This is a genomic window from Paenarthrobacter sp. OM7, from assembly GCF_029873575.1.
In the GTDB taxonomy this organism is placed as follows: domain Bacteria; phylum Actinomycetota; class Actinomycetes; order Actinomycetales; family Micrococcaceae; genus Arthrobacter.
Map to the genome: position 1 here is coordinate 1,643,664 of NZ_CP123579.1, position 12,942 is coordinate 1,656,605.

Annotated in this window: 9 protein-coding genes; 8 read left to right on the top strand and 1 reads right to left on the bottom strand. The window is 64.2% G+C overall.

Annotated features, from left to right (window positions below):
* Positions 1-14 precede the first annotated feature (14 nt).
* The 6 genes from QEH68_RS07575 to QEH68_RS07600 all read left to right on the top strand — a co-directional run bounded on the left by QEH68_RS07575 (position 15) and on the right by QEH68_RS07600 (position 10,261).
* A complete protein-coding gene (locus QEH68_RS07575) occupies positions 15-719 on the top strand; it encodes a hypothetical protein (protein WP_026541428.1) in 705 nt (234 codons plus the stop codon).
* A complete protein-coding gene (locus QEH68_RS07580) occupies positions 716-5,170 on the top strand; it encodes an FtsK/SpoIIIE domain-containing protein (RefSeq protein WP_280627584.1) in 4,455 nt (1,484 codons plus the stop codon). Before QEH68_RS07575 ends, QEH68_RS07580 begins: the two co-directional genes overlap by 4 nt.
* Positions 5,171-5,266: 96 nt before the next feature.
* Positions 5,267-5,875 (top strand): hypothetical protein, encoded by a 609-nt coding sequence (locus QEH68_RS07585; protein WP_207596908.1) that lies wholly within the window; start codon positions 5,267-5,269, stop codon positions 5,873-5,875.
* Positions 5,876-5,917: 42 nt separating this feature from the next.
* Positions 5,918-8,221, top strand: a complete 2,304-nt coding sequence (gene ligA, locus QEH68_RS07590; protein WP_280627585.1) for an NAD-dependent DNA ligase LigA — start codon at positions 5,918-5,920, stop codon at positions 8,219-8,221.
* Positions 8,218-9,042: an inositol monophosphatase family protein gene (locus QEH68_RS07595; protein WP_280627586.1), complete on the top strand. Its 825-nt coding sequence runs from the start codon at positions 8,218-8,220 to the stop codon at positions 9,040-9,042. The genes ligA and QEH68_RS07595 overlap by 4 nt, the downstream gene beginning before the upstream one ends.
* Before the next feature lie 10 nt (positions 9,043-9,052).
* Positions 9,053-10,261 carry an AAA family ATPase gene (locus QEH68_RS07600; RefSeq protein ID WP_280627587.1) on the top strand — a complete coding sequence of 403 codons (1,209 nt, stop codon included), beginning with the start codon at positions 9,053-9,055 and terminating at the stop codon, positions 10,259-10,261.
* A 28-nt stretch (positions 10,262-10,289) separates the two neighbouring features.
* On the opposite strand, the gene QEH68_RS07605 is transcribed toward QEH68_RS07600, so the two are convergent.
* On the bottom strand, positions 10,290-11,657 hold the full coding sequence (locus tag QEH68_RS07605) for an LLM class flavin-dependent oxidoreductase (protein ID WP_280627588.1): 1,368 nt from the start codon (positions 11,655-11,657) through the stop codon (positions 10,290-10,292).
* Positions 11,658-11,953: 296 nt separating this feature from the next.
* Here QEH68_RS07605 and QEH68_RS07610 point away from each other — a divergent pair, with 296 nt between their 5' ends.
* Together QEH68_RS07610 and QEH68_RS07615 are read left to right on the top strand one after the other, a co-directional pair.
* Positions 11,954-12,466, top strand: coding sequence for a GNAT family N-acetyltransferase (locus QEH68_RS07610; RefSeq protein ID WP_207596913.1), 513 nt, complete (start codon positions 11,954-11,956; stop codon positions 12,464-12,466).
* A 56-nt stretch (positions 12,467-12,522) separates the two neighbouring features.
* Positions 12,523-12,903, top strand: a complete 381-nt coding sequence (locus QEH68_RS07615; RefSeq protein ID WP_207596914.1) for a RidA family protein — start codon at positions 12,523-12,525, stop codon at positions 12,901-12,903.
* The last annotated feature ends 39 nt before the right edge of the window (positions 12,904-12,942 follow it).

Here is a 12,942-nt window from a genome sequence, read left to right on the forward strand (position 1 = left end):
AGGAGGCACAGATCATGGGGGATCTAGCAATAGATTTCTGTGGGGAATGGTACGAACCATCCGACGAAGACGTCTTTGACATTGGTCGCGAAGGTGACCTGGAGGTCGACGACAACCCGTATCTGCACCGACGCTTCCTGCAGATCGCCCGTTACGACGGCATGTGGTGGCTCAGCAACGTGGGCAGCATGTTGTCTGCCACCATCGCCGATGGTTCCGGCGGCATGCAGGCCTGGCTTGCGCCGGGTGCAAGGATCCCGTTGGTCTTCAGCCACACCAACGTGATCTTCACTGCCGGGCCCACAACGTATGAATTCGCCGTCCATTTGAAGACGCCGTCGTTCCGGCATGAGGCCCGCGAAGAGGACCAGGCGGGGGACACCACCATTGGCCCCGTGGTCTTCACGGACTCACAGAAGGCCCTGATCGTGGCCTTGGCTGAGCCCATGCTGCGCCGCGAAGGCACTGGCTTCAGCGCCATTCCCTCCTCAGCAGAGGCTGCGAAGCGGCTGGGTTGGGCCCTGACACGGTTCAACCGCAAGCTGGACAACGTATGCGACAAACTGGACCGCGTTGGAGTCGTTGGTTTGCGCGGTGGCGCAGGGAAACTCGCCACCAACCGCCGCGCCCGCCTGGTGGAGCACGCGGTGACCTCGCATCTGGTGACCCCGGCTGATTTGCACCTCCTTGAAAAAATGACTGGAGTCGACGAAGGATGAAGTTTCGCCTGACCTTGCGGCGTGATCCTGCCGAAGCAAAGGACCTCGCCGTGACGGTGGATGGTCGCGCCACCGTGGCGGACATTGCCACCGAACTCTGGGTCGCCGACCCCGTACGCAAGGGGACCGAACCGCCGTCGAACCTGTCCATCAGCGTGGACGAAGCGTTCGTTGGCGGTGGCCTGTCCGGACACGTGCTCCGCCCCACCGACAACTTGCTGGAGTCCGGGTTGCGGCCCGGATCCAAGGTCTCGCTCGCGCAGGTCAGCGAACAGTTTGCCTCGAACGGCCACGCCAACGGCACCAACAGGGGACCGGCAGCGGCGACGTTGCGCGTCATGTCAGGGCCCGACGTCGGGCGCGAGTTTTCGCTGCCTTTCGGCACCAGCTACATCGGCCGGGACAGGGACGCCGACATCAGGCTTTCCGACCCGCTGACGTCCAAGCGCCATGCCCGCGTCACGGTGGGCGAGACGGTGGAGATCGTGGATACGAACTCTGCCAACGGGCTGCTCATGGACGGCTTGCCCGTCACACGGGCAACACTGCAATCCTCGGACACGGTTACGTTGGGCGATACCACTGTAGGAGTGGTGGCGTTGTCCCGGAACCACAGTGGTGGCCCGTCATCGCCCTTGGTGGACTTCAACCGGTCACCGCGGGTCCTGCCGAGGTTCGAGTCACCCAAGCGGGTGCCGCCGGCCGGTCCCAAGCGCCCCGAGCACCAGCCGTTCCCCTACATCATGCTGGTGGCGCCGCTGCTGATGGGCGGCGTGCTTTTTGCCGTCACCCAGAACCTGCTCTCTGTCCTCTTCATGGCCATGATGCCGCTGTTCATCGTGGGGCACTACGTAGACCACAAGATGCAGAGCAAGCGCCAGGCCAAGGAAGGCCACAAGCAGTTCAAGGCCGCCATGCTGGCTTTCCGCGAGGACATCGACCGGCAGCAGAACATCGAGCGCGCCGTCAGGCTCCAGGAAGCGCCTTCGGTCAGCGATACCGTGGACGCGATCTACAAACTTGGCCCCTTGTTGTGGACCAACCGTCCCGAGCACCAGCACTTCCTGGGCGTCCGTTTCGGGCTGGGCTCCGCGCCGTCGCGCATCCCCTTTGACGAGCCAAGCGCCAACGAAACCGAACCGCAGTACATGCGGGAAATCCAGGAATGCCTTCAGCAGGTCCGGGTGATCGAGGGCGTGCCCATTGTTTCCCAACTGCGGACCTCCGGATCGTTCGGCGTGGCGGGGGACCGCAGCGTGGTGGACGATGTTGCCCGCGGGATGGTGCTTCAACTGGTAGGCCTCCACTCGCCTGCAGAAGTGGTCCTGACCTCGCTGACCTCGGCGCGCTCCCGTGAACGTTGGGACTGGCTGCAATGGCTTCCGCATGTCGGTTCAGGCCACAGCCCGCTGTCCGGTGACCACCTCGCCGCAGGCCCTGGCGCCGGTGCTGCCTTGTTGTCCCGATTGGAAAGCCTCGTGGAAGAGCGCGAGTCCATGGCCAAGGAACCAGGGCCGCAGCATCGCCCCGGGCTCAAGAACGAGCACGAAGAAATCCCAGCCCCCGTTGTGCCCGCTGTCCTGGTGATCGTGGAAGACGATGCTCCCGTGGACCGTGGACGCCTCACGCGCCTGGTGGAGCGCGGCCCTGACCATGGCGTGCACGTCATGTGGGTAGCAGCCAACGTGCAGTCCCTCCCTGCAGCGTGCCGGGACTTCCTCTCCGTTGACGGCGATCACGGCACCACAACAGGCCAGGTCCGCCTGGGCAGGCACACCTATCCTGTGAGCTGCGAAAGCCTCGATGCGGACCTTGCCACGCAACTGGCCCGCATGATGTCGCCGTTGGTGGACGTCGGAAACCCGCTCGACGACGACTCCGACCTCCCGCGCGCCGTGTCCTACGCCACGTTGATCGGCAAGGAACTGATGGACAACCCGCAGGCCGTTGCTGAACGTTGGCAGGAGAACAATTCTGTCCACGCCACCGCCGTGCCCAACCGCAAGGACAACGGCAGCCTCCGCGCGCTGGTTGGTTCCAAAGGCGTGGAGCCGTTCTACCTCGATCTCAAGAACGAAGGTCCGCACGCACTGGTGGGCGGAACCACCGGCGCCGGCAAGTCAGAATTCCTCCAGTCCTGGGTGATGGGCATGGCCGCGGCCTACAGCCCGGACCGTGTCAGCTTCCTTTTCGTGGACTATAAGGGCGGCGCAGCATTCGCGGACTGCCTCCACCTGCCCCACACCGTGGGACTGGTGACGGACTTGTCCCCGCACCTCGTCCGCCGTGCACTGACCTCCCTGCGCGCTGAACTGCACTACCGGGAACGGCTCCTGAACCGCAAGAAGGCCAAGGACCTGCTGGCGTTGCAACGCGAAGCCGATCCCGAGGCACCGCCGTACCTGATCATCATCGTGGACGAATTCGCGGCACTGGCTACGGAAGTTCCGGAGTTCGTGGACGGCGTGGTGGACGTCGCTGCCCGTGGCCGTTCCCTGGGCCTGCACCTGATCCTGGCCACCCAGCGGCCTGCCGGCGTCATCAAGGACAACCTGCGTGCCAACACCAACCTCCGTGTCGCTTTGCGCATGGCTGATGAAGTGGATGCCGTGGACATTCTTGGTGTTCCCACTGCCGCCTATTTTGATCCCTCCATCCCGGGCCGTGGCGCCGCGAAGACCGGCCCCGGGCGGATCCAGGGCTTCCAGACCGGATATGCCGGTGGCTGGACCACCGAGAAACCGCAACGTCCGCGGATCGACATCGTGGAGATGGCCTTCGGCTCCGGGCCCACCTGGGAACCGCCGTTGGTGGCCCAAGTGGAGGAAGAACCCGCAGGGCCGAACGACATCGCCCGGATGACGGAAAACATCATCCGTGCCGCGGACGTCCTCTCGATCGAGCCTCCCCGGAAACCGTGGCTTAACGAACTGGCCACCACGTACGACTTCTCCAAGCTCCCGAACCCGCGCACGGATGAGCGGCTCCTGCTGGGCGTCGCAGACGATCCCGCCCACCAGGACCAGCCCACCGTGTTCTACGAACCGGACAAGGACGGCAACATGGCCGTCTACGGCACGGGCGGATCCGGAAAGTCGGCTGCGTTGCGCAGTATCGCCATCGCTGCAGCCGTCACACCCCGCGGTGGCCCGGTGCATATTTACGGCATCGACTGTGGTTCCTCCGGACTGAAGATGCTGGACGGACTCCCGCACGTTGGTGAAATCATCAATGGAGACGACGTTGAACGCGTTGGCCGCCTGCTGCGCTGGCTCAAGGAAGTAGCCGACGACCGTGCTGCCCGGTTCGCCGAGGTCAGGGCCTCCACGATCGTGGAATACCGGCAGTTGGCCAACAGGCCGGACGAGAAGCGCATCTTCATCCTGGTCGATGGCATGTCCTCTTTCCGGGAAGGATACGAGTACAGCAAGCTGTCCGCGCTCTGGGACATCTTCCTGACGCTGGCCACCGACGGACGTCCCTTGGGCATCCACCTGGTAGTCAGCGGTGACCGCACCAACTCTGTTCCGGCGTCGCTTCTTGCTTCCATCCAGAAGCGGTTGGTCCTGCGCCTCAGCTCCGAAGACGACTACATGACCTTGGACGTCCCCAAAGATGTCCTCAACGCCGCATCCCCTCCCGGGCGCGGATTGCTGGATGGTCTTGAAGTCCAGCTCGCCGTCCTGGATGGCAACTCGAACCTGGCACTGCAAGCACGCGAAGTTGCCAAGCTCAGCCAGGCCATGGTCCGTCAAGGACTGGAGCAGGCACCGCAAATCCAGCGCCTCCCGGAGTTGGTGGACCTGGACATCCTGCCCACCGGCGCTCCGGACAATCCCGTTATTGGTGTCGACGACGAGACACTGGGTTCGGCGGCCATCGCTGCCAAGGGCTCGCTCCTCCTCGCTGGCCCTCCGGGTGCCGGACGGACGGTCGCGCTGGTGACCCTGGCGTACGCCTTGCGTCGCTCCAATCCGCGGACAGACCTGATCTACATCGGCTCGCGCCGGTCCGCCGTGGCGTCGCTGAACATCTGGAGCCGCTCGTTGGTGGGTCCGGATGAAGTGTCCGACGTCGTGGATGACCTGATCGACAAGGCCTCGGACAACCCGGGCAGCATGGCCATTTTCATCGAGGGCCTGACCGAGTTCACGGACACCTTGGCTGAATCGGGGGTCGGCCGCCTGGTCACGGCGGCCATCAAGGCCGATCAATGGGTGGTGGGCGAATCTGAAACATCCACCTGGTCCCAGGCCTGGTCCTTGGCACAGCCGTTCAAGTCCGGGCGCCGTGGGCTGTTGCTCAACCCGGGAGACGTGGAAGGCGACAGCCTGCTCAACACCTCCCTCGGCAGGATCAGCACCGACTTCATTCCCGGCCGCGGATACATTGTTGGACGCGGCAAAGTACGCAAACTGCAGATCGCCATGCCGCCGGAGAACCGAAGCTAGGATTTGCCGCAGCGCGGGGGATATAGGAGGATTTCACAAAACACCCGAACTTCTTGAAAACCGGTGGCACCCCAACGCCCCGGCTGAGGTTACTTCATGCGACACTCCGTTGTCCCTGCCGTTCTTCTGACCGCTGGTCTGCTGTTGGCGCCAGCTGCCGCCGTCCACGCTGCTCCATGCGACGGGAAGTTATCCTGCGCACCCAGTGAGGGAGTCCAGGACCCCTTGCCGACGCAGCCTGCGCTGGCCCCGGAACCGGACAAGAGGCCCACGCCCAAACCGGAACCGACCCGTGTCCGCGAGACACAGAAGGCACCTGCACCTGCACCAGCCGCTCCCGAGCCGCCTGTCCAGGCACCACAGCCCGTAGTGACGCAGTTCGTTACCGTGGCACCCCGGGTGACCAGTCCGGCGTCGGGCCCGTCCGAACCCGCGCCCACGCCCGAGGCGACCGTGGCGTCTGCAACGCCGTCGGCCTCGCCTTCTGCGACACCCAGCTCAGCCAGCCCCAGCCCGTCCAAGTCGTCCAACTGGAACACCCCCGTGGACAAGGGCAAGGAGACGCAGGCCGCCGCCATGGCCAGCACGTCCATCTCCGGCCCCAACGTGCTGGGCCTCTTCGGTATCCTGGGTGCCGTTCTCCTGGTGGGCCTGGGCGGCCTGGCGTTCGCCCTGTGGAGCAAGAACCGGCTCTCTTCGCACTAGCCGCGCCGCATAAATGTCGTTGGCTTGCGGCAAGATAGACGTGTGAGCACACCAGAAATTGCGAATCCGGTAGAAACCACAGGTGAACAGGCGGCTGCAACCGTCGTGGAAGCAGAGGGGACCCCACCTTCGGAGTCCTTGCGCGATGAGTACGAGCAACTGGCCGATCTCGTCCGCAAATACCGGTATGCCTATTACCAGGAAGACTCACCTACGGTATCCGACGCCGAGTTTGATGAACTGTACCGGCGCCTGGAGGAGATGGAAGCCCTCCACCCGGAGCTTGTCTCGAACGATTCCCCCACGCAGGAAGTGGGCGGCGAGGTCTCCTCGGCATTCGCTGCCGTGGAGCACCTGCAACGCATGTACAGCCTGGATGACGTTTTCTCCCTGGACGAGCTTGAGGCCTGGGTGCGGAAGGCGGAAGCTTCGGTGGCCAAGCTCGGAGACTCCGTTCCGCCCATTGCCTGGCTGACAGAGTTGAAGATCGACGGCCTCGCTGTGAACCTCCTCTACCGCGACGGCAAGCTCGTCCGTGCGGCCACGCGCGGCGATGGCACAACTGGTGAAGACATCACCCACAACGTCCTGACCATCAAGGAAATCCCACGCGAACTCACCGGATCCGGGTATCCCTCTGAGGTCGAAATCAGGGGTGAGGTATTTATCCCCTCCAAGGCCTTCGTTGAGTTCAACGAAACCCTCGTCGCCGCCGGCAAAGCACCGCTCGCCAACCCGCGCAATGCTGCCGCTGGCTCGCTGCGACAAAAGGATCCTGCGGAAACCGCCAAGCGGCCCCTGAGCATGTACGTCCACGGCATCGGCGCCCGCGAAGGATTGGAAGCCAAGAGCCAGTCCGAAACGTACAAGCTTCTTGAAGCCTGGGGGCTGCCCACCAGTCCGTACCTCAAGGTCCTGGACTCGTTTGACGAGGTCCTTGAGTTCATTGGGCACTACGGCGAGCACCGGCACGACCTCGCACATGAGATCGACGGCATTGTGGTCAAGATCGACGACTTCGCCACCCAACGGGCCCTCGGTTACACCTCCCGGGTTCCGAGGTGGGCTGCTGCGTACAAATACCCTCCCGAGGAAGTCCACACCAAGCTCCTGGACATTGCCGTCAACGTAGGCCGTACCGGCCGGGTGACTCCGTTCGGATTGATGGAACCAGTAAAAGTGGCCGGCTCCACGGTGGGCATGGCGACGCTGCACAACCAGGACGTGGTCAAGGCCAAGGGCGTCATGATCGGTGACATCGTGATCCTTCGAAAAGCCGGCGATGTCATCCCCGAAATCGTGGGCCCTGTGCTGGCCCTGCGCGACAAGCAGGATCCACCGGTCCGGGAGTTCGTGATGCCCACCGAATGCCCGTCCTGCGGCACCCCTCTGGCTCCGGCCAAGGAAAGCGACGTTGACATTCGTTGCCCCAATGCGAAGTCGTGCCCGTCGCAGCTGCGTGAGCGCGTGTTCCACCTCGCGGGCCGTGGTGCGTTCGATATTGAGGCGTTGGGGTGGGAAGCGGCCATAGCGCTCACGCAGCCCGCGGAGCCGGAGATCCCGCCGCTGACCAGTGAGGCGGGCCTGTTCAGCCTGACCCGCGAGGACCTGGCCGATGTCCTGATCCGCAGGGAGAAGCGTTCCAAGGGTGTGGGCACGGGCGAGTATGAGCTGGTTCCGTACTTCTATACCAAGGGCACGGCCAAGTCCCCCTCCAAGCCAACGGCCACCACCGAGAAACTGTTTGTGGAGTTGGAGAAAGCCAAGAAGCAGCCGCTCTGGCGTGTTTTGGTAGCGCTCTCCATCAGGCATGTGGGCCCCACCGCTTCGCGGGCTCTGGCTACCGCCTTCGGCAGCATGGACGCCATCCGGAACGCCACGGAGGAGCAAATGGCCCATGTGGATGGTGTGGGCCCCACCATTGCAGTGGCACTCCAAGAGTGGTTCGCCGTGGACTGGCACAACGAGATCGTGGACAGCTGGGCAGCGGCCGGTGTGCGGATGGAAGACGAGCGGGACACGTCCGTGCCGCGCACCCTTGAAGGGCTCACCATCGTTGTTACCGGTACTTTGCCCAACTTCAGCCGGGACGAAGCCAAGGAAGCCATCATCATTCGTGGCGGGAAGGCATCCGGTTCCGTTTCCAAGAAGACCAGCTTCCTGGTGGCCGGCGAAAGCGCCGGCACCAAGCTGGACAAGGCAGAGCAGTTGGGAGTTCCCGTGCTGGACGAGGACGGGTTCCGGGAGTTGCTCGCCAATGGTCCCGCGACCACCGGAGCGGACACCGATGCCGTACCTGACGCTGACGCCGCCGCACCTGACGCCACGGAAGCAGTCTCCGAATGACGGAGGTGAACGGGCTCCTGGCAGTAGCCAAACGTGCCGCTGCGGCGGGTGCTGCTGTGCTCGCGCAGCGGTCCGTCAGCGGCACAGGCGGCGATGGCCTCGAAACCACCAACAAGGGTGAGGACGGCGACTGGGTCACGGCCTTTGATGTCGCGGCTGAGAATGCCGTCCGCGAAGCCATCCTTGCAGAGCGGCCCCACGACACCATCACTGGCGAGGAGCACGGCACCACCAGGCCGGACACGCCTTCCGGATACCGCTGGTCCATTGACCCCTTGGACGGGACCACCAACTTCATCCGAAACATCGCCTACTACGCCACCTCTGTGGCCGTAGCCGATTCCGACGGCGTATGGCTGGCCGGGGTGGTCCACGCACCTGCCCTGGGTCGCGTCTACTCGGCCGCCCGTGGACAAGGAGCCTGGTTGGAGGTCGGTGGAGAGACCACCCGCTTGGCAGGTCCTGTCCAGGGACGAATGGGACTCATCCTGGCTACGGGATTCAGCTACGATCCCGCTACCCGCGCAGACCAGTCGGCCGGCCTCGCTGAGCTTATGGACGGTTTTGCCGACGTCCGGCGCCTGGGTTCTGCGGCCTTGGATCTCTGTTTGGTGGCCGACGGTACTTTTGACGCTTACGGCGAGCGTGGCCTGAACGAGCACGATTTCTCTGCCGGTGCGCTGATCGCCGAAGAGGCGGGCTGCTGGGTGCGCAGACCACGGTTGGAGAGCCCTTTGAACGGTGGGCCAAGCACCGAAGACCGTTTGGCGGCCTGGATGTGCGCCGGCGCCTTGGAACTGTCCGGCAAGTTTCCTTTGTGACCACCAATCCGTGATCAAAACCCTCGCCATCGCCAACTACCGATCCATCCGGGACCTCGCCATGGAGTTGCATGGCCTGGACATCGTGACCGGTGCCAACGGCAGCGGAAAGTCCTCGCTGTACCGGGCGCTTCGGCTGTTGGCAGAGTGTGCCGGGGGCGACTCCGGCAACGTGGTGGGTTCGCTTGCCCGCGACGGCGGTTTGCCCTCCACACTGTGGGCAGGCCCGGAGTCCATCAGCAAGGCCATGCGCAGTGGTGACGTGCCTGTCCAGGGAACGGTACGGCGTGAGTCCGTAAGCCTGAAGCTGGGTTACTCCGGGGACGATTTTGGATACTTGGTGGACCTGGGGATGCCAACGCCCGGCGGTGCCGGATTCGACCAGGAAACCGGCAGGCCCCGGCCCTCCGCCTTCAGCTTGGATCCCGAAATAAAACGGGAGCAGATCTTCTCCGGCCCTGTAGCACGGCCAGGCTCACTGTTGGTCGACCGGAAGGGAAGCCTGGCCAAGCTGCGCGGACCCGGCAGCGAGTGGACAGAGTTATCCAGGCGGCTGGACACTTTCCAGAGCATGCTGACGGAGGTTTCGGACCAGGACAGGGCGCCGGAGGTTCTGCGGGTTCGTGACTCGGTCCGTTCATGGCGGTTCTACGATCACTTCCGCACGGATGCCGACGCTCCCGCCCGCCAGGCGCAGCTCGGAACCCGCACACCCGTGCTTCATCACAGCGGCAAGGATCTTGCGGCTGCTCTGCAAACACTGCGCGAGGTGGGCTTCGAGCGGCAGTTGGATGCCGCCGTCGGCCATGCCTTTCCCGGAAGCCGCCTGGAGATTGCCGTCAACGACGGCCGGTTCAGCGTGGAACTCAGTCAGCCCGGCATGTGGCGGCCCATGAAGGCCGCAGAGCTCTCGGACGGAACCCTGCGGTTCCTGTTGCTGACCGCGGCGTTGCTGACCCCGCGGCCCCCCGAGCTCATGGTCCTCAACGAACCCGAGACCAGCCTCCACGTTGACCTGATGCCGGCACTGGCCGGATTGATTGTCCAGGCCAGTGCCAACAGCCAGATGATCGTCGTGACCCACTCGGAAGCGTTGCTCAAGGCGCTGCGCGAGAGCGGTGCCGCCCATGAGCATGAGCTCTACAAGGACCTCGGCGAGACCCGGATCAAGGGTCTGGGATCGCTGGAAGGTCCCTCGTGGAGCTGGCCCAAGCGCTGAGGGCCGCCCCCGTGACGCGGTATGGGTCCTAGAACGCTGATCCGATGGACGTGAGCTGCTGAGCCGCGGAGCCTGCGAAGCGGTTCTCCGGCCGGGCCAGTCCGTAGTGTCCGCGGAGCGTGGACTCGGTGTACTCCGTACGGAACAGCCCGCGCTGCTGGAGGATCGGTACTACGTGGTCCACGAACACCTCCAGTCCTGAAGGGAGGACCGGCGGCATGATGTTGAAGCCATCCGCGGCGCCGGCAAAGAACCAGTCCTGGATGGCGTCAGCAACCTGTTCAGGTGTTCCGGAGAAAGTACGGTGCCCGCGTCCTCCACCCAGCCGGCCGATCAGCTGGCGAACGGTGAGCTGCTCCCGGCGGGCAAGCTCCACGATCAGCGTGTAGCGGCTCTTGGCACCCTCAATGTCGTCCTCGGACGGCAGGTCGGCAGGGAGTTGGCGGTCCAGGGGGAGGTCCTCAGGCTTCAGGCGCAACGTCTTGGCCAGTTGCTCCCGGGCGTATTCGGGCTTGATGAGCTCGTCCAGTTCACGCTCAAGCTTGAGGGCTTCGGCTTCAGTGGATCCGATGACCGGGACGATCCCCGGCAGGATCTTGATGCCTTCCGGGTCGCGGCCCACCGCTGCGGTGCGGGACTTCAGGTCAGAGTAGAAGGCTTGGGCGTCGGCCAGGGTCTGGTGGGCGGTGAAGACGGCTTCGGCATACTGCGCCGCCAGCTTCTTGCCGTCTTCGGAAGAGCCGGCCTGGACGATCAGCGGGTGGCCCTGGGGTGAACGGGGAACATTGAGGGGGCCACGAACGCGGAAGTGTTTCCCCTCGTGCTCGATGACCCGGATCTTGTTGTCATCGCCCCAGACGCCCTCGGCCTTGTCCGCGAGGATGGCGTCATCTTCCCAGCTGTCCCAGAGTTTCTGTGCCACCTCGATGAACTCAGCGGCCCGCTCGTACCGGACGGCATGGGCCGGCTGGTCATCCACACCGAAGTTGCGCGCGGCGTCCGGTCCCGCCGTCGTGACGACGTTCCAGCCTGCACGTCCACCACTGACCCAGTCCACCGAAGCGAAACGGCGCGCAAGGTTGAAGGGGTCGTTGTAGGTGGTGGAGGCGGTCGCGATCAGGCCGATCCTTTGTGTTGCGGCAGCGATGGCCGTCAGCAGCACGGTTGGTTCCAGTTTTCCGGCAGGACGGCGGCCCACCTCGCCAAAGAGGACGGGGGAGTCAGCGAAGAAGATGGAATCGAGCTTTCCGCGTTCGGCCGTGCGGGCCAGGTGCTGGTAGTGCTCCACTTTGGTAGAGGCAAGGGGGTCGCTTTCGGGCAGGCGCCATGATGCTTCGTGGTGCCCTGTGCTCATCAGGAACGCGTTGAGGTGCAATTTGCGGTCTGGCGGGGTCATGGTTTCTCCTCGGGTCAGGACAGTTGGGGCCGGTGTGTGGCAACTCAAGCACGGGTCCGAAGCCCTCCGCCAGCGTTTCGACATGTCCCCGAAACAGCACGAAACCGGGGTTCACGGCAGGCAACGCGGCTCCATCCGACGCCACGGGAGGCAACACAAAAGCAGCCCAGCAGTTGTCCACCCGATCAACAAAGCACGGGCCGCCGTCGTCGTGTGTTCCGTTCGTGACTGATAGTTCCATCACGGAAAGGCCCTTTTGGCGTCTTTGGTGCGACCGGCCCGACTACCATTGGTAGGTGCTTTCGCCGATTACCGTCCGTCCCGCCCTGCCCGAAGACTACGACGCCGTTGCCCGCATTACGCAGGACTCCTACGTCACTGCGGGGTACTACGGCGACGCCGACCACCCGTACCTGCAGAAGCTCCAGGATGTGGCAGGCCGTGCAGAGCACGCCGACATCCTTGTGGCAGAGCGCAACGGCGAGGTGATCGGTTCGGTCACCGCGGCTCCTGCGGGCGGCGGCTTCTCGGACATCGGCCTGGAGGATGAGCTGGAACTGCGGACCCTCGTGGTGGATCCGGCTGTGCAGCGCTCCGGCGCCGGCCGCGCCCTGGTGCAGGCCGTCGTCGATCAGGCCAAGGCCATGGACGGCATCAAGGCCGTTTCGCTGACCACCGGCGCGACGTGGGAAAGTGCCAACGCCCTGTATGCACGCACCGGCTTTGACCGCGCGCCGCACCGCGACTGGTTCGTTCCCGGCACCGACATAAAGCTGTTCGTTTACCGGCTGGACCTCCCGCAGTCATAAAGTTTCCTTCGTAAACGCCGGTCACCGGACCGTGCGAAACGACAGGAAGGCGCGGCATGCGCAAGACATTCGGCACGGGTTCGGTCTGGGAGCAGACCCTTGGATACTCCCGCGCAGTCCAGGTGGACAACACCCTCTTCATCTCTGCGACGGCAGCCAGTGGGCCCGATGGCATTGTTGGCGAAGACTTCTACTCGCAGACCAAGTACATTCTCGAAAAGCTCGGCACCGTTCTGGAAGAAGCCGGGTTCTCCTACGAGGACGTTGTGCAGTCCAAGCTGTACCTGACGGACATCAGCAAATGGGAAGATGCCGGCCGTGCGCACGGTGAGGTCTTCGGCGAGATCCGCCCCACGCTTGCCCTGGTCCACGTCCTGCCGTTCCTCGATCCCGCGATGCTGGTGGAGATCGAGCTCGTGGCGCAGAAGAGCGCGTAACGCACCCAACTGAGTCGCATTAGTGGTTCTTCTGAGCGC